This window comes from Streptomyces sp. NPDC059989 (assembly GCF_042736975.1).
Taxonomy (GTDB): Bacteria; Actinomycetota; Actinomycetes; order Streptomycetales; family Streptomycetaceae; genus Streptomyces.
Genome location: NZ_JBHWUO010000030.1, coordinates 72,665 through 95,440, shown reverse-complemented (window position 1 = coordinate 95,440; position 22,776 = coordinate 72,665). Strand labels below are relative to the sequence as shown.

The 22,776-nt window shown below is 72.9% G+C and carries 17 protein-coding genes; 10 read left to right on the top strand and 7 right to left on the bottom strand.

Annotated features, from left to right (window positions below; genetic code table 11):
• Positions 1 to 15: 15 nt before the first annotated feature.
• Entirely contained in the window at positions 16 to 564 is a 549-nt protein-coding gene (locus ACFWBN_RS25515; protein ID WP_385179347.1) for a pyridoxamine 5'-phosphate oxidase family protein, read from the top strand.
• Here ACFWBN_RS25515 and ACFWBN_RS25510 read toward each other — a convergent pair.
• The 3 genes from ACFWBN_RS25510 to ACFWBN_RS25500 form a co-directional block, all read right to left on the bottom strand.
• The gene (locus tag ACFWBN_RS25510; protein WP_385179345.1) at positions 557 to 1,906 is read right to left on the bottom strand and encodes a DUF1906 domain-containing protein; all 1,350 of its coding nucleotides are present in this window, start codon (positions 1,904 to 1,906) and stop codon (positions 557 to 559) included. The genes ACFWBN_RS25515 and ACFWBN_RS25510 overlap by 8 nt on opposite strands.
• 97 nt (positions 1,907 to 2,003) lie before the next feature.
• Positions 2,004 to 3,104 carry a hypothetical protein gene (locus tag ACFWBN_RS25505; protein ID WP_385179343.1) on the bottom strand — a complete coding sequence of 367 codons (1,101 nt, stop codon included), beginning with the start codon at positions 3,102 to 3,104 and terminating at the stop codon, positions 2,004 to 2,006.
• Positions 3,101 to 3,325: a hypothetical protein gene (locus tag ACFWBN_RS25500; protein WP_385179342.1), complete on the bottom strand. Its 225-nt coding sequence runs from the start codon at positions 3,323 to 3,325 to the stop codon at positions 3,101 to 3,103. Before ACFWBN_RS25500 ends, ACFWBN_RS25505 begins: the two co-directional genes overlap by 4 nt.
• A gap of 211 nt (positions 3,326 to 3,536) precedes the next feature.
• Between ACFWBN_RS25500 and ACFWBN_RS25495 the strand changes: the two genes are divergently transcribed.
• Both ACFWBN_RS25495 and ACFWBN_RS25490 read left to right on the top strand, forming a co-directional pair.
• Positions 3,537 to 3,866 carry a CU044_2847 family protein gene (locus ACFWBN_RS25495; RefSeq protein WP_385179340.1) on the top strand — a complete coding sequence of 110 codons (330 nt, stop codon included), beginning with the start codon at positions 3,537 to 3,539 and terminating at the stop codon, positions 3,864 to 3,866.
• 5 nt (positions 3,867 to 3,871) lie between these two features.
• Complete coding sequence (locus ACFWBN_RS25490; RefSeq protein WP_385179338.1) at positions 3,872 to 7,282, top strand: ATP-binding protein; 3,411 nt, start codon at positions 3,872 to 3,874, stop codon at positions 7,280 to 7,282.
• Positions 7,283 to 7,286: 4 nt separating this feature from the next.
• Here the strand turns inward: ACFWBN_RS25490 and ACFWBN_RS25485 are convergent, their stop codons facing one another.
• On the bottom strand, positions 7,287 to 7,613 hold the full coding sequence (locus ACFWBN_RS25485) for an ATP-binding protein (RefSeq protein WP_385179336.1): 327 nt from the start codon (positions 7,611 to 7,613) through the stop codon (positions 7,287 to 7,289).
• Positions 7,614 to 7,738: 125 nt separating this feature from the next.
• On the opposite strand from ACFWBN_RS25485, the gene ACFWBN_RS25480 reads away from it, so the two are divergent.
• Both ACFWBN_RS25480 and ACFWBN_RS25475 read left to right on the top strand, forming a co-directional pair.
• Positions 7,739 to 8,275 carry a GntR family transcriptional regulator gene (locus ACFWBN_RS25480; protein ID WP_385179335.1) on the top strand — a complete coding sequence of 179 codons (537 nt, stop codon included), beginning with the start codon at positions 7,739 to 7,741 and terminating at the stop codon, positions 8,273 to 8,275.
• Entirely contained in the window at positions 8,272 to 9,054 is a 783-nt protein-coding gene (locus ACFWBN_RS25475; protein ID WP_385179333.1) for a GntR family transcriptional regulator, read from the top strand. Before ACFWBN_RS25480 ends, ACFWBN_RS25475 begins: the two co-directional genes overlap by 4 nt.
• A 122-nt stretch (positions 9,055 to 9,176) precedes the next feature.
• Here the strand turns inward: ACFWBN_RS25475 and ACFWBN_RS25470 are convergent, their stop codons facing one another.
• The 3 genes from ACFWBN_RS25470 to ACFWBN_RS25460 form a co-directional block, all read right to left on the bottom strand.
• Complete coding sequence (locus ACFWBN_RS25470) at positions 9,177 to 10,637, bottom strand: glutamate synthase subunit beta (protein ID WP_385179331.1); 1,461 nt, start codon at positions 10,635 to 10,637, stop codon at positions 9,177 to 9,179.
• Entirely contained in the window at positions 10,630 to 15,171 is a 4,542-nt protein-coding gene (gene gltB, locus ACFWBN_RS25465; protein WP_385179372.1) for a glutamate synthase large subunit, read from the bottom strand. Before gltB ends, ACFWBN_RS25470 begins: the two co-directional genes overlap by 8 nt.
• 376 nt (positions 15,172 to 15,547) lie before the next feature.
• A complete protein-coding gene (locus tag ACFWBN_RS25460) occupies positions 15,548 to 16,279 on the bottom strand; it encodes a VIT1/CCC1 transporter family protein (RefSeq protein ID WP_385179329.1) in 732 nt (243 codons plus the stop codon).
• Positions 16,280 to 16,525: 246 nt separating this feature from the next.
• On the opposite strand from ACFWBN_RS25460, the gene ACFWBN_RS25455 reads away from it, so the two are divergent.
• From ACFWBN_RS25455 to rbsK, 5 genes are read left to right on the top strand one after another with little or no spacing between them, the layout of a single operon-like run.
• Positions 16,526 to 17,512 (top strand): ADP-ribosylglycohydrolase family protein, encoded by a 987-nt coding sequence (locus tag ACFWBN_RS25455; protein WP_385179328.1) that lies wholly within the window; start codon positions 16,526 to 16,528, stop codon positions 17,510 to 17,512.
• Positions 17,509 to 18,909: an ADP-ribosylglycohydrolase family protein gene (locus tag ACFWBN_RS25450; protein WP_385179326.1), complete on the top strand. Its 1,401-nt coding sequence runs from the start codon at positions 17,509 to 17,511 to the stop codon at positions 18,907 to 18,909. The genes ACFWBN_RS25455 and ACFWBN_RS25450 overlap by 4 nt, the downstream gene beginning before the upstream one ends.
• Positions 18,910 to 18,916: 7 nt before the next feature.
• Positions 18,917 to 20,062 carry an ADP-ribosylglycohydrolase family protein gene (locus ACFWBN_RS25445; RefSeq protein ID WP_385179324.1) on the top strand — a complete coding sequence of 382 codons (1,146 nt, stop codon included), beginning with the start codon at positions 18,917 to 18,919 and terminating at the stop codon, positions 20,060 to 20,062.
• Positions 20,059 to 21,777, top strand: coding sequence for an ADP-ribosylglycohydrolase family protein (locus tag ACFWBN_RS25440; protein ID WP_385179322.1), 1,719 nt, complete (start codon positions 20,059 to 20,061; stop codon positions 21,775 to 21,777). Before ACFWBN_RS25445 ends, ACFWBN_RS25440 begins: the two co-directional genes overlap by 4 nt.
• Positions 21,774 to 22,760: a ribokinase gene (rbsK, locus tag ACFWBN_RS25435; protein WP_385179320.1), complete on the top strand. Its 987-nt coding sequence runs from the start codon at positions 21,774 to 21,776 to the stop codon at positions 22,758 to 22,760. The genes ACFWBN_RS25440 and rbsK overlap by 4 nt, the downstream gene beginning before the upstream one ends.
• The last annotated feature ends 16 nt before the right edge of the window (positions 22,761 to 22,776 follow it).

Below are 22,776 nucleotides of genomic sequence, written 5' to 3'. Positions count from 1 at the left end.
CGCTTTGATGGAGGTATGACGACGAACAACTGGGCAGCGTTCGAGAAGGCGGAGCCGGAGTTCGCGGCGGCCGTCCAGGCCCGCTTCGCGCAGTTCCCGCACCACGTCCTCGGCACCCTCCGCAAGGACGGCTCCCCGCGGCTGGCCGGGCTGAATGTCGACATCCGCGGCGGGGAGCTGTGGCTGGGCATGATGGCGGGCTCGCTGAAGGCCCGGGACCTCCAGCGCGATCCGCGTTTCGCCCTGCACACCAATCCGGGCGCGGGCGAGGAGATGCCGGACGGGGACGTACGGATCTCAGGGCGCGCGGTGGAGCAGGTGGACCCGCCCGAGCTGCACCGGTACGCGGAGGAGACGGACACCCCGCACCCGTTCCACCTCTTCCACGCCGATCTGACGGAGGTCGTGCACATCGGCGTGGAGGGCGACGATCTGGTGGTGCGGACCTGGACCCCGGCGCGCGGCCTGCGCACCATCCGCCGGGGCAATGACGACGAGCCGCCGAGGGAGGACCCGCCGGGCGGGACCCCGGCCGACCCGGTGCCGGGCGGGCCCGCTAGCTGAGCGGGAAGATGTCGGCGGTCCCGACGACGGAGGGGTCGATGTCGACCCAGTTGCGGTCGATGTTGATGGTGACCCCGCCGTAGGTGGCGTTGTGGTCGCCGCGGAACTGGTGGGCGCGGCGCCGGCCGCCCCACTGGGGGGTGCCCGCGGGCAGGCCCATGTCGGCGTCGGAGACGGAGGCCGAGTTGTTCCAGCGGGCGACCCACAGCACGTCCGGCATGGCCTCGGGGGCCTGGTGGTGGTGGGCGCTGAGCGCCTTGGCTCCGGAGCTCGCCGAGACGTAGGCGGCGGAAAGGTAGCCCAGCTCGTGCAGCCGTACGGTCCAGGCGGTCAGGTAGGCGACGACCGGGGCGTCCCAGGTGGCGCGGTCGGTGTAGTTCTCCAGGTCGTTGTAGAGCAGGGTGCCCGGGGGCAGCCCCAGGGACGCGGCGGCGGCCGCCGCGCCGTCGGCGGCGGACCGGCCCTGCGCGTCGGCCTCGGAGGGGTCGGTGGACAGGCCGGTGCTGGAGCTGTTCCAGGGCTGCGGGCCCACCCAGATCGGCATGAGGTGCCAGCCCCCGTCGGCCTGCCGCCGTACCCAGTCGGCCGTGAGCTGCGGCTGGGCACAGGCCCGGGCGCGGCCGCCGATGTAGATGCCGATCGCGCCGAAGGGGGAGTCGGCCCGCCAGGTGTCCATGGACCGCTGGGTCGGGGCGGTGCAGGCGTCGAAGCCCTCGCCGGTGAAGGGTGCCTGTGCGGTACGGGGCGTGTCGCCGTCGGCGGCGGCCAGCGCGGGCCGGACGGGGCGCATGGGGCCCGCGGGGGCACCGGGGGCACTGGGCGGTACGGCGCGGGCGCGCGCCAGGACCCGGCGTACGGCGTCGGGCGCGGTCCCGTAGGAGACGGTGGCCATGACCCCGGGCCGGGTGAGGGCGTACCGCAGCTCGTTGCTGTCGGACCGGGGCGGGTCCTCGGGCAGCGTGGTTCCGGAGTCGACCGCGATGGTGGGGATGTCGGCGCGCTGCGGGGCTCCGTCGAGGGGTTCGAGGTGGAGGGTGTCGGCGCGGCTGACGGCGGCCCGGCCGGTGCACTGGCTCTGGGTGCCGGCGTGGCCGAGGTAGAGGGTGGGCAGGTCGAGGCGCAGGCAGGCGTCCGGGTCGAGGTCGAGGTCGACGACCCGCCAGTCGGCGGGGACGGCGAGGCGCAGACCGGCGTAGTCGATGGTGCGCGCGTCGAGGGTCCGGGCGTCGGCGGTCCGGGCATCGATGGTCCGGGCGTCGGCGGCGGTCGTCGCCGCGGGGAGTACGGGGACCAGCAGGGCGGCGCCGAGGAGGCCGCTCAGCAGCGTTCGGATGGGGGCCATGATCCGGATAGTTACCAGACGGCGGGGCCCCTCAACTTCGCCGAGGAGCCCCGCAGATGGTCCGTACGGCCTATTGCGGCCCGCCCGTTGCTGCGGCCTATTCCGCGGCCTGGTCCTGGAAGGCGGGCAGGTCGAAGATCCGCTGCTTGCCGGCCTCGTCCATGAGCTCGACGAGCGGCAGGACCAGCTCCCACAGGTCCTGCTTGTCGACCTCCCGGACGAGTGCGTCCAGTTCCGTGTCGCCGAGCGTGGCGGCGGCGTCCGCCACCACCTTGCGCGCGTCCCCGGGCAGGACGCCGACCAGCGGCAGGAACTCTCCCCACAGCCCGGTGGACACGACGGCCCTGACCACCCCGGCCAGCACCTGCGGGTCCCGCAGGGAGTCCAGCCGGGCCACGGCGAGCCGGTCCTCCTCGCCGAGCAGGGCGACGAGGGGCAGCAGCGTCTCCCACAGCCCCTGATCGTGCGTCACCCGCACGAGTGAGTCCAGCTCGGCCCCGTCGAGGCGGGCGGTGAGCTGGGCGATCCGCAGCCGCTGCTCGCCGCCGACCATGGCGGCGACGGCGAGGGCCTCCTCCCAGAGCCCGGCGGCCGAGGCGGTGCGGACCACCGAGCCGAGCCGCTCGTCGCCCATGAGTTCGAGGATCCGGGGCAGCCGCTCGGGCAGGTCCACGTAGAAGCCGGCCTTCAGCACGTCCGCATCACCCACCTGCTCCAGGATCCGCCCGAGCACCTGGTCCCTCATGTGGCCGACGAACCGGCCCATGGTGAGGTGGTCGCGGTTCTCGGCGAGCACGACGGCGATCCGTACGACGAGCCCCTCGTCGAGCCGGTCGACGATCGCGGCGATCTTCCGCGGGTCGAGGTGGGCACAGGACTCGGCCGTGAACGACACGGGCAGCTTCTCGATGATGTCGGCGGCCCGGCCGGCCTCCAGCCGTCCGGCGACGGCGGCCGCCAGCCGGGGCCCGAGCGCCTTCTGCGAGATGGCGGCGGCGACTCCGGCGGGCACCAGCTTGGTGGCGGCGGCGATCCGGTCGAGCATCTCGGGGGCGCCGTCGAACAGCGCGGCGGTGGCCCCCTCCCGGAAGGCCCGCACGTCCTCGCCCGGCAGCCCGGCCAGGAATCCGAGCTCGGCGGTGTCGAGACCCACCAGCCGGGCGACCTTCTCCACCTCGGCGCGGCTCGCGGCGCTCACCGGAACAGCACCTTGCGTACGGCCCCGCGCGCGAGGGCGGGCACCAGCTTGAGCGCCTCCTCGGCGGCCTCGTTCAGCCCGTCGGCCTGCCGGCCGCGCTCGGCGTGCAGCGCGTCGGCGAGCCGCGTCAACTCCCCGGCGCCCAGGCCCCCGAATGACTCGGGTGGCTCGACTCCCCCCAACTGCGCGGCCAAACGACCCAGTTCCTGATCCACACTCACGGGGCGACCTCCCATGCCGGAGACGACGGCTCGCCCCGAGCGTGGTCCTGTATTGACTAATAGTCAATACTCGCGGGTAGCAGAACCTTCCCCGCGCCGGGCGCACAACTGGGCCATAACCCTGCGCGACGGGACCGGGGTGCCGCAGGATGTGCGTGTCGGGTGCGAGGGGGACCGCGGGCGGTCCCGGAGCCATGGGGGCGTGGCGGACGTGGCAGGACAGCTCATTGGCATGGTGCTGGAGGACGGTGGCGAAGAGACCGCTGTCGTCTTCGAGGTCGACGGGGACTTAGCCGGGTCCGACCTGGAGATGGCGGCGGCCGAGGACGGACTGGTGGGACGGGCCGGCATCTCGCTACAGGACGCCCTGGACCGGGTGAAACCCACCCTGTCCAAAGTCGCCCGGACCATACGCGAACTGGGCCCGGACGAAGCCGAGATCGAGTTCGGGCTGAAGATGGGCGGCGAGACCGGCGTCATCGTCGCCAAGGGCACGGCAGAGGTGAACTTCGCCGTCCGTCTCGTCTGGCACCGCGCCTGAGCCGGATGGGGGCGCGGCGCGACGGGTTCGTCGTCAAGATCCGGCAGGGCACATCCGACGTTCCCGTCGGGGTCGGCTTCGTCGTGGGCGACAAGCACATCGTGACCTGCGCGCACGTGGTCAATGTGGCTCTGGGGCGGCAGAAGGGGACCTCCGACCGGCCGGCTGACGAGGCACGCATCCAGGTCGAGTTCGTGCTGCTCGGCGATGCCGAGGGAGCTCCGCTGCGCAACTGCCGCATCGCGGCCTGGGATCCGCCTCCGGGGCCCGGGCGGCCGGGCCGCGACATCGCGGGACTCGTGCTGGTGGGGGGAGACACCCTCCCGGTGGGGGCCGGACCGGCCAGGCTCGTCGACCCCAGGAACGGTCTGGCGGAGAGCACCGAGGTGTCCGTCTTCGGCTACCCGGGCTCTCCCCCGCGCAAGGCCAACGGCGCCTGGAGCAGCTGTGTCCTGCGGGGCGCCGTCGGCGGCGGCCTGGTCCAGCTCGACACGGCCGGCGAGTCCGCGTTACGTGCCCAGCCCGGCTACAGCGGTGCGGCCGCCATCATGTCGGACCGCTGGGGCGACGCGGTGATCGGCATGCTGGCCGTCGCGAGCCGCAATGGCGAGCACGAGGACGCGTACGCCGTGCCGCTGTCGGAAATGGCGGCGGCCTGGCCCGAGGTGCTGGAACGCAGCGTGCTGCCCCCGTGCCCCTACCGGGGCCTGCAGGCGTTCACCGCGGCCGATGCCCGGGCCGGTGTGTTCGTGGGCCGGGAAAGGGAGATCGAACGGCTCCGGGCGATGCTCGTGCACCAGCCCTGCGTCGTGGTGGCCGGGCCTTCGGGGGTCGGCAAGTCCTCGCTGGTCGGGGCCGGTCTGGAACCGGCCCTGGCCGCCGACGGCTGGACCGTCGCGAGCTTCCGGCCAGGTTCCACACCGTACGAGTCGGTGGCACGCGCACTGCTGGACCTGGAGGACCCCGGCGCCCACCACACGCTGGAGCGGCTGGAGAGCCGTGCGCGCTCCCTGCGGGAAGAGGGGTTCTGGCCGGTCGCCACCCGGATCGCCTTGCTCACCGGCCGTCGGCTCACCCTCGTCGGCGACCAGTTCGAGGAAGTCCTCAGCAACGGCCCGCACGGGCTGCGGCAGGAGTTCCTGGATCGGATGTTCCCCGAGCCGGACACCATGGACGACGCGCCAGTCCGGCTCGTCTGCACCCTGCGGTCCGACTTCCTGCCCGACCTGCTGGACCTGCCCACCGTCGGTCCCCGCATCCAGGACCGCCAGCTCAACGTCTCCCCGCTGGACGAGGCGGCACTGACCCGGGTGATCGTCGAACCGGCCGCCGCGGCCTCGGTCGTCTACAGCCGGGGCGTCGCCGAGGCCATCGCCGCCGAGGCGGTCAAGGCCCCGGGTAGCCTCCCGCTGCTCGAGTTCGCTCTCACCGAGCTCTGGCCCATGCAGCAGGAACGGAAGATCACCTTCGACGGGTACCACGCCCTGGGCGGAGTCTCGGGGGCACTCAACCGGCACGCCGAGAAGGCCTTCCAGTTCCTGGCCCGGCAGCTGGACGAAGCCCGGATCCGACGGGTGCTGCTGTCCATGGTGCGGGCCCGCGGCGGGGCGAGCAGCGCGGTCCGGGTGACGGCCCTGAAGGCCCATCTGGACCGGGACTGGCACGTCGCCCAACTCCTGGCGGAGCCGGACCGACGGCTGGTGGTCCTCGGGACGACCGGACCCGGGACGGCGGAGATCGCCCACGAGGCGCTGATCAGGGAATGGGACAGGCTCGCCGACTGGGTCGACGCCGACGCCGACTTCCAGCAGTGGCTCGCCGTCATGGAGGAGCGGGCCGCGGACGGAGACCTGCTTTCCGCGACCCGGGTATCTGAGGCGGAACACTGGCTGAGCGAGCGCAGCAGCGACGTACCCACCGTGGTGAGCGAGTTCATCGAGCGCAGCACCGCCGCCGTGCTCGTCCAGCGGCACAACGAGGTGATGCTGACCAAGTCGCAGGAGCTGACCCAGCAGTGGATCGAGCGGTCCACGATGCTGGAGAACCGGCAGGGGGCGCTCCAGGACGCCAACCGGCAACTGGAGGAGAAGGCGGCACGGCTGGCCCGCGAGAACAGCGCGAGGGAAGCCCACTTCGCCCGGACCGAGGAGGCGCTGCAGACCCTGCAGGAGGGCAACGAGCTGCTGGCCCTGTCGATCAGGCACAAGAGCGAGTTCCTGGCCAACATGTCGCACGAGCTGCGCACTCCGCTGAGCTCGCTGCAGCTCCTGGCCCGGGAACTCGCCGACAACGCCGAACGGACGCTGACCCCGAAGCAGGTCGAGTACGCCCGGGCCATCCACGGTGCGGGGCGCGACCTCCTCGCACTGCTGGACGACATCCTCGACCTGTCCGACGCGGAGACCGGCCGGATGCAGATCGTCCCGGTCCGGGTGCCTCTGCTCCAGGTCGCCGACCACCTGGACGCCGCCTTCTCGCCCCTGGCGCAGGAGAAGGGGCTGGAGCTGTCCGTCCGAGTGGCACCAGAGCTGCCTCCGACGCTGTACGCGGACGAGCAGCGGCTGCTCCAGATCCTGCGCAGCCTGCTCGGCAACGCCGTGAAGTTCACCGACCACGGCGACGTACGGCTGGACATCCAGCCCGCCGACCGGAAGCTGCCGGCGTCGGTCCGCGGGCGGCTCGCCGACGTGAAGGCGGCGGAGCTGATCGCCTTCTCCGTCGCCGACACGGGGACCGGCATAACCGCCGGACGGCTGGAGGTCATCTTCGAGGCGTTCAAACACGCCGGCGACCCCACCGACAGCAGCCACGTCGGGGCGGGGCTCGGCCTGTCCATCAGCCGGGAGATCGCCCGTCTGATGGACGGCGAGATCCACGTGGCGAGTGAACGCGGGCTCGGCTCCGTGTTCACCCTCTACCTGCCCCTCATTTCCGGCGGGCCGCTGCCCCCGCCTGAACCGCACGCCCTCCCCGCCCCGGAGATCCTCGCCGAAGGCACCGCCGAACCCGCCCCGTCCTACGGCTTCGCCGGGCAGAAGGTGCTGATCGTGGACGACGACGCCCTGGCCGCGTTCCGGCTCACCACGGACTTCGAGCAGCACGGCCTGGAGGTGCTGTGGGCGGAGCGCGTACCGCAGGCGATCGCCACGGTCACGGCCGACCCGGAGGTGGCCCTCGTCCTCCTGCGCCTGCCCACCCAGGGCATGAGCGGCAGCTCCGCGGGAGCCTCGGTCATCGCCCAACTGGCCGGCAGCTCCCGGCGCCCCGTCATCGCCCTGGCCCGCAAGGCGACCGCCCTGGGCCGCGAAAGGGCCCTGGCCGCGGGCGCCTCGGACTACGCCATCGACTCCCCGGACCCCGACCGTCTCCTCCCGGTCCTCCACCACTGGCTCCACCCGAACCCTCCGGCCCCGTAACCGATCACCTGCCGGTTCCCACCCCGAAGACGGCCCAGACGGTCTTGCCCACCGCCTCGTCCAACACTCCGAACTCGTCCGCCACCTCTTTCACCAGCCACAGTCCCCGCCCCGCGGACGCCTCCGGCGAGGTGCACTGGATCACGGGAAGTCCCGGACCGCTGTCACGAACCTCGATCAGCACACGGCCTGATTCACGCACGAGACGAACAGCGAAGTCCCTGCCTGGCGGAGCACCGTGAAGTACCGCGTTCGCGGCGAGCTCCGAGGCACAGAGCCGCATATCGGCCCACCTCTCCACGACACCCCATCCGGCCAGGGTGTCGCCCACGAACTGCCTGGCCCGTAGCGCTATTCGCGAAAAGCAGCAAGGTTTGCGAGATTGGGTGGAGACGCCGTCGTGTCACATAACGCGGGTCGGGGTACCGCCCCCTGACGGACATACGGGAGGACGATGTGGGCAGCAGCGGATGGACCAGTACGTCGTTGCCGTACCTGACTCCGCGCGCCGCCGGGGAGGCGGACGCCTGGACGGGAGAGGCCGGGGCTCAGCGGGGCGGACAGCGCGTCCTGCACACCGGAGAGGTCACCGCCCCATCGGAGGTCGCCCTGATGCTCGGCCTAGCTGGCGACGAGACGGTGGTGGTCCGCCGCAGGATCATCGAACTCGACGGCGCACCGACCGAGCTGACGGACACCTACTACCCCGCGGCCATCGCGGCAGGGACTCCACTGGCCGGCACCGGGAAGATCCGTGGTGGCGCCGTGACCCTGCTGGCCGCCCTCGGGCACGTCGGGGTGCGGGTCGTCGAGAACGTGACGGCACGGATGCCCAGCGGTGAGGAGCGCGAGCAATTGCGCCTCGGGTCGGGCGAACCGGTACTTCAACTCGCTCGCACCACCTACGACTCGGCGGACCGCCCGATCCAGGCGGACGTGATGGTCATGCCCGCAGGCCGCCAGCAGTTGCGGTACGAGATCAGGATCGGATGACCGTGCCCAGCCACGAACCCGAGGGAGTCGACCCGCGGCCGCTCCACGCCCGCATCGCCGCCGACCTCCGCGACGAGATCATGAGCGGCGACCTCGCGGCGGGCGCCAAACTGCCCTCGACCGCTCAGTTGAAAGACCGCTTCGACGCCTCCAACGCGACGATCCAGAAGGCCGTTCAGCTCCTGAAGGACGAGGGGCTGGCCATCGGCCGCGCGGGCGCGGCGGTGACCGTACGGGAGAACCGACAGCGGACCGTACGCCCGGCGGAATCACTCACCCCGGCGGCGGCCGGGGCCGCGTACCCCTGGCTCGTCGAGGCGGCGGAAGGACCGTCCGTCGCGCGCAGCTCACTGCTGGCCGTCGAGGAGGTGCACGTCGTCGGCGATGTCGCCGCGGCCCTCGGCCTGCCGGAAGGCGGATCGGCGGTGCGCCGCCGCCAGCTGATCAGCATCGACGGCGAGCCGGCGGAGCTGGTGAGTTCGTACTACCCCGTGGACATCGCGCGCGGCACCGCCCTCGCGGAGGCACGGCGGATCCGGGGTGGCACGCCGACCCTGCTGGCGGAGCTCGGCTTCCCGCCCCGCCGCAGCGTGGACCGGATCTCCGCCCGGGTCGCGACGCAGGAGCAGTACACCGCCCTGCGGCTGCCGGGGGACCTGCCGGTGCTGCGGACGCTCCGCACGGTGTACGCCGATGACGAGCGGGCCATCGAGGCCACGGTCATGGTGAAGGCAGGCCACCTGTACGAGCTCCGCTACGAGTTCGCGCCCGAGGCCTGACGGCGAACGCCACAGCGCCCGCCATCCCTGGTCGGGGACTATGGCGGGCGCTGCGTCAGGTTTCCGTACGCCGTTGTACGGACCGTATGAGGGGTCCTCCCGGGGGAGGGGTTCTGCCGTGGTTACACGGTCAGGGAGCGGTCCGTCGGCTTGACCGGGTACGGGAGGGCGCTGGTGCCGGTCAGGAAGCGGTCCACGCCGCGGGCGGCCGAGCGGCCTTCCGCGATGGCCCAGACGATGAGCGACTGGCCGCGGCCGGCGTCGCCGGCGACGAAGACGCCTTCGACGTTGGTCGCGTAGGAGGCGTCGCGCTCGATGTTGCCGCGGGCGTCCATCGCCAGGTCGAACTGCTGGACCAGGCCGTTCTCCTGGTCGGTGCCCGTGAAGCCCATCGCCAGGGTGACCAGCTGCGCGGGGAGGACGCGCTCGGTGCCGGGCTTCTGCTCCAGCTTGCCGTCCTTGAACTCCACCTCGATGAGGTGCAGGGACTGGACGTTGCCGTCCTCGTCGCCCTCGAAGTGGGTGGTGGAGACGGAGTAGATCCGCTCGCCGCCCTCCTCGTGGGCCGAGGTGACCTTGTACAGCATCGGGAAGGTCGGCCAGGGCTGCCCGGTCGGGCGGTCCTCGGACGGCTTCGGCATGATCTCCAGCTGGGTGACCGAGAGGGCCCCCTGGCGGTGGGCGGTGCCGACGCAGTCCGCGCCGGTGTCGCCGCCGCCGATGACGACCACGTGCTTGCCCTCGGCCGTGATGGGGGGCGCCATGAAGTCGCCCTCCTGGACCTTGTTCGCGAGGGGGAGGTACTCCATCGCGAAGTGGATGCCGTTCAGCTCGCGGCCCGGGACCGGGAGGTCGCGGGAGACCGTGGCGCCGGCGGCGATGACGACCGCGTCGAACCGCTTGCGCAGGTCGGTGGCCGTGATGTCGCGGCCGACCTCGATGCCGGTACGGAACTTGGTGCCCTCCGCGCGCATCTGCTCGATGCGGCGGTTGATGTGCACCTTCTCCATCTTGAACTCGGGGATGCCGTAGCGCAGCAGGCCGCCGACGCGGTCGGCGCGCTCGTACACCACCACGGTGTGGCCGGCCCGGGTCAGCTGCTGGGCCGCGGCGAGACCCGCCGGGCCGGAGCCGATGACGGCGGCCGTCTTGCCGGACAGGCGCTCCGGCGGCTGCGGGGTGACGTTCCCGTTGTCCCAGGCCTTGTCGATGATCGAGACTTCGACGTTCTTGATCGTGACGGCCGGCTGGTTGATGCCGAGGACGCACGCCGACTCGCAGGGGGCCGGGCAGAGGCGCCCGGTGAACTCCGGGAAGTTGTTCGTGGCGTGGAGGCGCTCGGAAGCCGCCGACCAGTCCTCGCGGTACGCGAAGTCGTTCCACTCCGGGATCAGGTTCCCGAGCGGGCACCCGTTGTGGCAGAACGGGATGCCGCAGTCCATGCAGCGGCCGGCCTGCTTGCTGATGATCGGGAGCAGCGAGCCCGGAACGTAGACCTCGTTCCAGTCCTTCAGCCGGTCGGCCACGGGACGGGAGCAGGCGGTCTCGCGCGGGGTGGTGAGGAAGCCCTTCGGGTCAGCCATTGGTCGCCGCCTCCATCATCTTCTCGGTGGTCTCGGACTCCGAGAGTCCGGCCAGCTCAGCGGCGTCCTTGGCGGCGAGCACTGCCTTGTACGTGGTCGGGATGATCTTGCTGAAGCGGTCCACCGCGACGGACCAGTCAGCCAGGAGCTTCGCGGCCACGGTCGAGCCGGTCTCCTCCTCGTGGCGGCGCACCACATCGTGCAGCCACTGCTTGTCGGTGTCGGAGAGGGAGGTCTCGACCGCCTCCGTGTTGCCGACGTTGACGTTGTTCGGGTCGAGGTCGATGACGTACGCGACGCCGCCCGACATGCCGGCCGCGAAGTTGCGGCCCGTCTCGCCCAGGACGACGGCCTGGCCGCCGGTCATGTACTCGCAGCCGTGGTCGCCCACGCCCTCCGAGACGACCAGGGCGCCGGAGTTGCGGACGCAGAAGCGCTCGCCGGTGCGGCCGCGCAGGAACATCTCGCCGCCGGTGGCTCCGTAGCCGATGGTGTTGCCGGCGATGGTGGAGTACTCGGCGAGGTGGTCGGCGCCGCGGTCCGGGCGGACCACGACACGGCCGCCGGAGAGGCCCTTGCCGACGTAGTCGTTGGCGTCGCCCTCCAGGCGGAGGGTGATGCCCTTCGGCAGGAAGGCGCCGAAGGACTGGCCGGCCGAGCCCGTGAAGGTCAGGTCGATGGTGTTGTCGGGCAGGCCCGCGCCACCGAACTTCTTCGTGACCTCGTGGCCGAGCATGGTGCCGACGGTCCGGTTGATGTTCCGGATCGCGACCTGGGCGCGGACCGGCAGGGCCGCCTCGGCGGAGTCGGCGTTCAGCGCGTCGGCCGCGAGCTCGATCAGCTCGTTGTCGAGGGCCTTCTCCAGGCCGTGGTCCTGCTCGATCAGGGCGTGGCGGACCGCGCCCTCGGGCAGCTCGGGCACGTAGAAGAGGGGCTCCAGGTCGAGGCCCTGGGCCTTCCAGTGCGTGACGGCCTTCGTCGTGTCGAGGAGCTCGGCGTGGCCGACGGCCTCCTCGATCGTGCGGAAGCCCAGCTCGGCGAGGATCTCGCGCACCTCCTCCGCGATGAACTCGAAGAAGTTGACGACGAACTCGGGCTTGCCGGAGAAGCGGTCGCGCAGGACCGGGTTCTGCGTGGCGATGCCGACCGGGCAGGTGTCCAGGTGGCAGACGCGCATCATGACGCAGCCGGAGACGACGAGCGGCGCGGTCGCGAAACCGAACTCCTCGGCGCCGAGCAGCGCGGCGATGATGACGTCGCGGCCGGTCTTGAGCTGGCCGTCCGTCTGGACCACGATGCGGTCGCGCAGCCCGTTGAGCAGCAGGGTCTGCTGGGTCTCGGCGAGGCCGAGCTCCCAGGGGCCGCCCGCGTGCTTCAGCGAGGTGAGCGGGGATGCGCCCGTACCGCCGTCGTGGCCGGAGATGAGGACGACGTCCGCGTGGGCCTTGGAGACACCCGCGGCGACGGTACCCACGCCGACCTCGGACACGAGCTTCACGTGGATGCGCGCGGCCGGGTTGGCGTTCTTGAGGTCGTGGATCAGCTGAGCCAGGTCCTCGATGGAGTAGATGTCGTGGTGCGGCGGCGGGGAGATCAGGCCGACGCCCGGGGTGGAGTGCCGGGTCTTGGCGACCCACGGGTAGACCTTGTGGCCGGGCAGCTGGCCGCCCTCGCCGGGCTTGGCGCCCTGCGCCATCTTGATCTGGATGTCGTCCGCGTTGACCAGGTACTCGGAGGTGACGCCGAAGCGGCCGGAGGCGACCTGCTTGATCGACGAACGCCGCGCCGGGTCGTACAGGCGGTCCGGGTCCTCGCCGCCCTCACCGGTGTTGGACTTGCCGCCCAGCTGGTTCATGGCGATGGCGAGGGTCTCGTGCGCCTCCTTGGAGATGGAGCCGTACGACATGGCGCCCGTGGAGAAGCGCTTGACGATCTCGGAGACCGGCTCGACCTCGTCGATGGAGATCGACGGGCGATCGGACTTGAAGCCGAAGAGGCCGCGGAGCGTCATCAGGCGCTCGGACTGCTCGTTCACGCGGTCCGTGTACTGCCGGAAGATGTCGTACCGGCGGTTGCGGGTGGCGTGCTGGAGGCGGAAGACCGTCTCCGGGTCGAACAGGTGCGGCTCGCCCTCGCGGCGCCACTGGTACTCGCCGCCGATCTCCAGCGCGCGGTGCGTGGCCGCGATGCCGGAGGCCGGGTACGCCTTGGCGTGGCGGGCGGCCACCTCCTTGGCGATGACGTCCAGGCCGGCGCCGCCGATCTTGGTGGCGGTGCCGCTGAAGTACGTGCCGACGAACTCGTCGTTCAGGCCGACGGCCTCGAAGACCTGGGCGCCGCGGTAGGAGGCGACGGTGGAGATGCCCATCTTGGACATGACCTTCAGGACGCCCTTGCCGAGCGCGTAGATCAGGTTCTTGATGGCCTGCTCCGGCTCCAGGCCGGACAGGAAGGTACCGGCGCGCAGCAGGTCCTCGACGGACTCCATGGCGAGGTACGGGTTGACCGCGGCGGCGCCGTAGCCGATGAGCAGCGCGACGTGGTGGACCTCGCGGACGTCGCCGGCCTCGACCAGCAGGCCCACCTGGGTGCGCTGCTTGGTGGCGATGAGGTGGTGGTGCACGGCGGAGGTGAGCAGCAGCGACGGGATCGGCGCGTGCTCGGCGTCCGAGTGGCGGTCCGAGAGGACGATCAGGCGGGCGCCGGCCTCGATGGCCGCGTCGGCCTCGGCGCGGATCTCGGCGATCCGGGCGGCCAGCGCCTCGGCGCCGCCCGAGACCCGGTAGAGGCCCGAGAGGGTGGCGGCCTTCATGCCCGGCATGTCGCCGTCGGCGTTGACGTGGATGAGCTTGGCCAGCTCGTCGTTGTCGATCACCGGGAAGGGCAGGGTGACGCTGCGGCAGGACGCGGCGGTCGGCTCCAGCAGGTTGCCCTGCGGGCCCACCGAGGACAGCAGCGAGGTGACGAGCTCCTCGCGGATGGCGTCCAGCGGCGGGTTGGTGACCTGCGCGAACAGCTGCGTGAAGTAGTCGAAGAGCAGCCGGGGGCGCTCGGACAGGGCCGCGATCGGGGAGTCCGTACCCATGGAGCCGAGCGGCTCGCCGCCGGTACGGGCCATCGGCGCGAGGATGACGCGCAGCTCTTCCTCGGTGTAGCCGAAGGTCTGCTGGCGGCGGGTGACCGAGGCGTGGGTGTGCACGATGTGCTCACGCTCGGGCAGGTCCGAGAGCTCGATCTCGCCGGTCTCCAGCCATTCGGCGTACGGAGCGGCGGCGGCGAGCTCGGACTTGATCTCGTCGTCCTCGATGATCCGCTTCTGGGCGGTGTCGACGAGGAACATCTTGCCGGGCTGGAGGCGGCCCTTGCGGACGACCTTGGCCGGGTCGATGTCGAGCACGCCGACCTCGGAGCCGAGGACGACGAGGCCGTCGTCGGTGACCCAGTAGCGGCCGGGGCGCAGACCGTTGCGGTCGAGGACCGCGCCGACCTGGGTGCCGTCGGTGAAGGTGACGCAGGCCGGGCCGTCCCAGGGCTCCATCATCGTGGAGTGGTACTGGTAGAACGCGCGGCGGGCCGGGTCCATGGAGGTGTGGTTCTCCCACGCCTCCGGGATCATCATCAGCACGCTGTGCGGGAGCGACCGGCCGCCGAGGTGGAGCAGCTCCAGGACCTCGTCGAAGGAGGCCGAGTCGGAGGCGTCCGGGGTGCAGATCGGGAAGATCCGGTCCAGCACGCCGTCGCCGAAGACGTCGGACGCCAGCTGGGACTCGCGGGCCTTCATCCAGTTGCGGTTGCCCTTGACCGTGTTGATCTCGCCGTTGTGCGCGACGAAGCGGTACGGGTGGGCGAGCGGCCAGGACGGGAAGGTGTTCGTCGAGAACCGGGAGTGGACCAGGGCGAGCGTCGAGGCGAAGCGACGGTCGGAGAGGTCCGGGAAGAAGGGCTCCAGCTGGCCGGTGGTCAGCATGCCCTTGTAGACGATGGTGCGGGCGGAGAGCGACGGGAAGTACACGCCGGCCTCGCGCTCGGCGCGCTTGCGCAGCACGAAGGCCTTGCGGTCCAGCTCGATGCCCGTGCTGCCGTTGGAGACGAACAGCTGGGAGAAGGCCGGCATGGTGGCGCGGGCGCCGTTGCCGAGCAGGTCCGGGGTGACCGGAACCTCGCGCCAGCCGAGGACCGTGAGGTTCTCCTCGGCGGCGATGGCCTCGATCTGCTCCACGGCGACGGCCTGTGCGGTGCCGTCGGCGGGGAGGAAGGCGATGCCGACGGCGTAGGCGCCGGCCTCGGGAAGGTCGAAACCGGCGACCTCGCGCAGGAACGCGTCGGGCACCTGGGACAGGATTCCGGCGCCGTCGCCCGAGTCCGGCTCGGAGCCGGTCGCGCCGCGGTGCTCGAGGTTCCGCAATACGGTCAGCGCCTGCTCAACGAGGGTGTGGGTCGCCTCGCCGGTGAGGTTCGCCACGAAACCGACGCCACAGGCGTCCTTCTCGTTGCGCGGGTCGTACATGCCCTGCTGGGCGGGGCGACCGTCCATGGGCGACCAGGCAGTGGTGCTGAGGCCGGTCGCGGAGTGCGTGGATGCGGAACGCATCGGCTCTCCCGTCGTCGTCGTGGCATATGTGCATAGCCGAGGGACGACGTTGGCCCTCTGCGAAATTTCGTGCAGGTTACATGATGACGGCAATCCCGAGAAGCGGATATGCCATTCCAGCATGCGGACACTGCGCGAAGCAGAAAAGAGGGGACCTTCGGGGCGTTTGGCAAAGCTTCACGGGGGACGAAGGTCCCGGCGCGAGGCGGGCATCATTGCCCGGGCGCCCTGGTGTGATGCCCGGTGGACACAGGAGCGAAACCACCGGGTAACGAACTACTTATGTTGTGCTCTGCATAGTGTCTCACTCCATGCCCGGTCAGCCTACGGCTCCGCCGATCCAGGTGCCCAGGACGTACGTCACACCGGCGGCCGCACCACCCAGGACCAGCTGCCGCAGCCCGCTGTACCACCAGGACCGGGCGGTGACCCGCGAGACGACCGCGCCGCAGGCGAAGAGCCCGACCAGGGCCAGCAGCACCGCCGGCCACAGGGACGTGGCTCCGAGCAGGTACGGCAGTACGGGGAGCAGCGCGCCCAGGGCGAAGGAGCCGAAGGACGAGACGGCGGCGACGAGCGGCGAGGGCAGGTCGTCGGGGTCGATCCCGAGCTCCTCGCGGGCGTGGATCTCCAGCGCCTGCTCGGGATCGCGGGACAGCTGCATGGCGACCTCGCGGGCGAGGGCCGGCTCGACGCCGCGCGAGACGTAGAGCTCGGCCAGCTCCTCCATCTCGTCGACGGGGTGCTTGCGCAACTGCTGGCGCTCTATGTCCAGTTCGGCGAGGACCAGCTCGCGCTGCGAGGCCACGGAGGTGTACTCGCCGGCCGCCATGGAGAAGGCACCGGCCGCGAGGCCCGCGAGCCCGGTGATCACGATGGTGTGCGGGGCGACGGCGCCGCCGGCCACGCCGGTCATGAGCGCGAGGTTGGAGACGAGTCCGTCCATGGCACCGAAGACGGCCGGCCGCAGCCATCCGCCGTTGACGTCGCGGTGGGTGTGGTTGTCCCGGTGCGCGGTGTGCAGCGGTGCTTCGATGTCGATGATGGACATACGGATATCTCCCCATTTGTGCGAACGGGCGCCGCGAGACGCGCCGCTCCCCCTGAACACCTCGAAACTACGCACGATTTCTGCCGCCCGCCAGCAAGGAAGGCCGTACTTACCTGCGGTTTTGCGGGTCGGCGACCGGGTGACGGGGGTGTTCGCGGGGCGTTTCGCGACGAGCGACAAACCACATGCCATGGCACAAATCCCCCAAGGGCTCAATATGAGTCCCATCAAGTGGAGAGGCGCGCCATGGAGCTGATTGCATGCAATCCGCAGGTCCTCCTCGAACGGGCCAGGGGCGCTCTTCTGGGCCTCGCGGTGGGTGACGCGCTGGGCGCCCCCGCCGAGAACATGAAACCGTCGGAGATCCGGGCGAAGTGGGGCCGGATCGAGGGCTTCGTCTCGGACGACCCGGCGGGCACGGACGACACGGAGTACGCGATCTTCTCGGGCCTGCTGCTGGCCCGCCACGGCTCGGCGCTCACCGTCGCGCACGTCGAGCGCGCGTGGCACCACTGGATCGCGGACCTGGACGAGGGCCCCTTCCGCGGGGCGGGCTTCAGCGAGCGCGGCACCCTGGAGAACCTCCGCCGCGGCCTGGCGGCCCCCATCTCGGCCCAGCACCGGCACGCCTGGTCGGACGGTCTCGCCATGCGGGCGGCCCCCTTCGGGGTGTTCGCGGCGGGCCGCCCGGCGGAGGCGGCCCGGCTGGTCGCCATCGACGGCTGCGTCAGCCACGACGGCGAGGGCATCTACGGGGGCCAGGCGGTGGCGGCGGGCGTCGCCGCGGCCATGGCGGGCGGCAGCCCGGCATCGGTGATCTCGGCGGCCCTGTCGGTCATCCCCTCCGACTCCTGGACGGCCCGCTCCCTGCGCCGGGCCGTCACCGCCGCCCCGCGCGGCGAGCGGGCGGTGCGCTCGGCGGTGGTCATCGGCGGCTACCCCTGGACGGACCTGGCACCCGAGGCCGTCGGCCTGGCCTTCGGCGCCTTCGCCGCATGCCGGGGCGATTTCCCCTCCTCGGTCCTGACGGCGGTGAACATGGGCCGCGACGCGGACACCACGGCGGCGGTGGCGGGCGCCCTGTCCGGCGCCCTCTCCGGCGCGGGCGCCATCCCCCTGCCCTGGTCCTCGGCCATCGGCCCGGTGCGCGGCAGCTGCCTCCCCTCGATGCGGGGCTACCACGTCCTGGACATCGCGGACCTCCTCACCCCGGAATACGAGGCCCCCCGATGACCCACGCCGACCCGACGGCGGCCGCGGCCCCGACCGCCGCCCCGCGGGCCTCTTCCCCCGCCCCGCCCCTTCCCGACCCCGCGCCCACGAAGCCCCGTACGGCCACCGCCACGGCCGACACCGCAGCGGCCCCGCAGCCCCGGAGCGTCCCGGCCGACGTCCGGGTCGCGGCCCGCCCCCCGGGGTACGGTGACGCCCCCGCCGACACCGCTGCCGATGCCCGGGCCGACGCCCGGTTGCAGGCCGGCGCCCGGGACCGGGCCGGGGGCCGGGATGGGGCCCGGCGGATCGAGGGGCTGCTGCTCGGGCTCGCCGCAGGCGACGCGGCCGGGTGGCCCGCGGCCCGCCACCGCGCGAGCCGCATGCCCGAGTGGACCCGCCGCCTCACCCGCGAGCTCGACACCTTCGCCGAGCAGAACGCGACCACCACCCTCCCCGTCCCCATCGCCCTCAACCAGCCCCCCGAACCCCTCCGCCTCGGCCCGAGCGACGACGCCGAGTGGGCCGCCTTCGCCGCCGAGTCCGTCCTCACCGCCGCCGGAGTCCTGCTCAGCGACCTCTCCCGGTCCAGACGGATGCGCGCCGCCATCGACCTCGCCTGGAACGCCCTCGCCTCCGAGATCGCCGCGGCAGCGGACCGCGCGCCCGAGGTCGAGTCCGCCGTCCTCCCCCTCCGCGCCCGCATCTCCGTCCGCGCCGGCCTCGGCAACCTCGCCGCCGGCCTGCGCCCGCCCGCCACCGGCCACGACAACCCGCACTACTTCGACGACGCCGCCTGCATCCGCGCCTGCGTCCTCGCCGTCGTGCACCCCGGCGACCCCCGCGCGGCGGCGGACCTCGCCGAGTTCGACGCCCGCTACACCCAGGACGGCGACGGCGTGCACGGCGCCCGCGCCATGGCCGCCGCCATCGCCACCGCGCTCACCACCCCCGACGTGGACGCCGCCGTCGACGCCGCCCTCGAACAGCTCCCCGAGGCCACCGAGATCGGCCGCAACGCCCGCCACGCCGTCAAACTCGCCCGCGCCCACCCCGAGGGCGGCGGCGCCTTCGCCATCGTCCCCACCCTCGAACACGAGATCGTGGACCACGTCTACAGCTACGGGATCGCCGCCGCCGAAACCGTCCCCGTGGCCCTCGCCCTCGCGACCGCCGCCCGCGGCAAGGTGACCGAGGCCGTCCCCGCCGCCGCCTGCCTGTCCCGCGTCGCGGACTCCGCCCCCGCCCTCGCCGGCGCGCTCACCGGCGCCCTCGGCGGCGGCGACTCCATCCCCGCCGCCTGGCGCGAGGCCTGCCGCACCCTCTCCGGCTGCGCCCTCCCCCGCCTGGCCGGAACCGATCTCGTGGAGCTCGCCACGCTCCTCGCTCGCACGGAACTCACCTCACCCAAGGGATGATTCGGACATGACGCTCACGTTGGAGGACCGGGCCTGCGGCGCTCTCGTCGGAGCCGCCGTCGGCGACGCGCTCGGCGGCCCGGTGGAGGGCTGGACCCCGGACCAGATCGTGGAACGGCACGGCGGCCGCGTGCACGGCATCGTCGGGCCCTGGCACGAGGACTGGCGCACCGCCCGCCCCATCGCCCCGTACCACAAGGGCGACGGGCACGTCACGGACGACACCTTGATGACGCACGCGCTGGTACGGGTCTACGAGGCCGTACGGGACCACCTCGACGCCTACTCCGTCGCCGACCACCTGGTCCCCGACCTGATGACGAACCTCCGCTGGATCCCCGAACTGGAGGCGGAGGCCCTCCCCTTGCAGCGGATCTTCCTGGCCGAGAAGTGGATCGTCACCCGCCTCCACTACGCGCACGCCGATCCGCGCGAGGCGGGCAACGGCAACATCGTCAACTGCGGTGCGGCGATGTACATGGCGCCGGTCGGGATCGTCAACGCGGGGAATCCGGCGGGCGCGTACGCGGAGGCGCTGGACCTCGCCGGGGCGCACCAGTCCTCGTACGGGCGGGAGGCGGCGGGCGTGTTCGCGGCGGCGGTCGCGGCGGCGTGCGTGCCGGGTGCGACCGCCGCGTCGGTGGTGGAGACGGCCCTGTCCCTGGCCAAGGACGGCACCCGGGCCGCCATCGCCGCCGTCGCCGAAGTCGCTTCGGCACACCGGGACTTCGAGTCCGCCCTCGTTCCACTCCGCGCCGCGGTGGCCGCGTACGACTCGGTCGGCCCGGACTACCGCGCCCCGTCGCTCGGCGCCCGCCGCCCCTCGCGCCTGCACTCCATCGAGGAACTCCCGATCGCCCTCGGCATGCTGCTGATCTCCGACGGCTCCTACGAGACCTCCGTGCTCGGCGCCGTCAACTACGGCCGGGACTGCGACTCCATCGCCACGATGGCGGGGGCCGTCGCCGGGGCCCTGGGCGGCGAGGCCGCGGTTCCGGCGACCTGGGCCAAGCAGGTCGCCGAGGCCAGCCGCCTCGACCTGCACGCCCCGGCCGCGGCGCTGGCGGCGGTGGCCCGCGAGGTCTTCGCCCTCGACCGCTCCCGCCGCCGCGCCCACGAGGCCGCCTTCACCGCCCTCGCGGACCCCCGGTGACGGGCTGCGGCGGGCTGCTGCGGGTCACCTGGGTCCAGCCCGAGGACCTGATCGGGCACGAGCTGCGACAGGCGGCCGAGGACGGCCGCGACGCGGACGCCGTCCGGCAGGCCTGGCGGGCCGCGGGCGGCCCCCCGGCCCCGGACCGGGCCGGCGTCTCCCCCACCCCCGCCCCGCCGGAACTCCGCTCCCTGGCGACCCGCCTCCTGGACGAACTCGCCCGCCTCTCCTCCCCCCTCACCCCCGACGAACCCACCTCCTGGCAGTCCATCCGCACCACCTGGCCCGAACCGGCCCCCGACGGGCCCGCACCGGAATCCACCTGGACCACGCCCCCCGGGGCCCTGGTCCACCCCGGCTCCGGCGCGGGGCGGGGCCGGGTGTGTGCCGGGGCGCCCCCGCAGGGCGCCGAACACACCGCCGATGCACTCTCCGACCCCGGGGCCACGTTCGGCGCCCGAGGAGGTGCCCCGGCGCGCGCCCGGCCCCGCCCCGCGCCCCTCCCCGACCGGCACCCGGCCCGACCCGCGGAACAGGAGCCCGCCCGTCCCGTCCCGGGCCCGGGCCCCGGCCCCGGCTCGGGCCCCGGCCTGGGGCTGGGGCTGGGGCTGGGCCCGGGCGACCGGGTTCCCTGCACCCCCGAGCCCGCGGCCGACCCCGACCTGCAGACCCGGCTGGAAGCCGCCTGGCTCGGGCGCGCCGCCGGATGCCTGCTAGGCAAGCCCGTCGAGAAGCTGCCGCTCGACGGGATCCGGGCCCTGGCCCGGGCCGCCGGGAACTGGCCGCTGGACGACTGGTTCACCGAACGCGGCGTCCCGCCGGAGGTCCTGGCCGCCCATGCCTGGAACCGCCGCTCCGCCCCCACCTCCCTCGCCGAGAACATCGACGGCATGCCCGAGGACGACGACCTCAACTTCCCCCTCCTCGGCCTGCTCCTCCTCCAGCGCCACGGCAAGGGCTTCACCACCGCCGACGTCGGCCGCCTCTGGCTCGACGAGCTCCCCGCCGGCCGGACCTTCACCGCCGAGCGCGTCGCGTACCGGAACCTCCTGCACGGGCTGGAGCCCCCGCTCACCGCCACCCACCGCAACCCCTTCCGCGAGTGGATCGGCGCCCTCATCCGGGCCGACGTCCACGGCTGGACCAACCCGGGCGATCCGGCCGCCGCCGCGGCCCAGGCCCACCGCGACGCCGTCCTCACCCACACCGCCAACGGCGTCTACGCCGCGCTCTTCGTCGCCGCCGCCACCGCCGAGGCCGCCACCGGCCGGGCCGACGTCCACACCGCGCTCCGGGCCGGCCTGGCCGTCGTACCGCCGCGCTCCCGCCTCGCCGAGGCCGTCCGCTTCGGGGTCACGACCGCCGAGCGGGAGGCCGGCTTCGACCGCGTCGCCGACCGGCTGCACGCCCGCTACGGCCACCACCACTGGGTCCACGCCCTCCCCAACACCGCCCTGATCGCCGCGGCCCTCACCCACGCGGACGGGGACTTCACCGGCTCCATCTGCCGTGCGGTGTCCGGCGGTTGGGACACCGACTCCAACGGCGCCACGGTCGGCGCCCTCGCCGGGATCCTGGCCGGGTCACCGGAGAGCATCCCGCACCGCTGGACCGCACCGCTCAAGAACCGCCTCGCCACCACCGTCCCCGGCTTCGACGGCATCGGCTTCGACACCCTCGCCCGGATCACCGCACAGGAGGCAGCCCGCCCATGACGGCCATCGCCGTGCTCGGCAGTACGAACATGGACCTCGTCGCCTACGTCCCCAAGGCCCCCCGCCTCGGGGAGACCGTCACCGGCCGCGCCTTCCGCACGGTCCCCGGCGGCAAGGGCGCCAACCAGGCCGTCGCCGCGGCCCGCCTCGGCGGGGAGGTGGTGATGATCGGCGCGGTCGGCGCCGACGAGTTCGGCGTACGGCTGCGCTCCGCGCTCACCGCGGCCGGGGTCGAGACGGCGGCCCTGCGCACCGTCGAGGGCGCCAGCGGCACCGCCCACATCACGGTGGACGACGAGGGCGGCAACAGCATCATCGTCATCCCCGGCGCCAACGCCCACGTCACCGGCCTGGAGGCGGGGGACGACTCCCGCATCGCCGCCTGCGACGCCCTGCTCCTCCAGCTCGAACTCCCCCTGGAGGCGGTCCTCGCCGGAGCCCTGGCCGCCCGCGCGCACGGCGTCCGTACGGTCCTCACCCCGGCCCCGGCCCAGCCACTGCCGGCCGCACTCCTCGCCGCCACCGACCTGCTGGTGCCGAACGAGCACGAGGCCGCCGCCCTCACCGGACTCACCGACCCCGGCCAGGCGGCCGAGGCCTTCCTCCAGGACGTCCCCGAGGTGGTGATCACCCTCGGGGCGGCCGGGGTCCTGTACGCGGCCCGCGGCCGGGAACCGCTGACCGTGCCCGCGCCGCGGGTCCGGGCCGTGGACACCACCGCGGCCGGGGACACCTTCGTCGGCGCCCTCGCGGTGGCCCTGGGCGAAGGCCGCCCGATGCCGTCGGCGCTGCGCTGGGCCCAGGCGGCGGCCGCGCTCTCCGTGCAGCACCCGGGGGCCCAGGACTCGATGCCGACCCGCGCGCAGACCGACGCCGCTGCCCTGGCCGGGCGGGACACGGAACCCGGCCAGGCCCCCGGTCCCGGCGCCCCGGGCCGCGCACCCGAGACCGAGCCCGAGTCCGCACCCAGAGCCACCTCATGAGGCCCGCCGTCCCGGG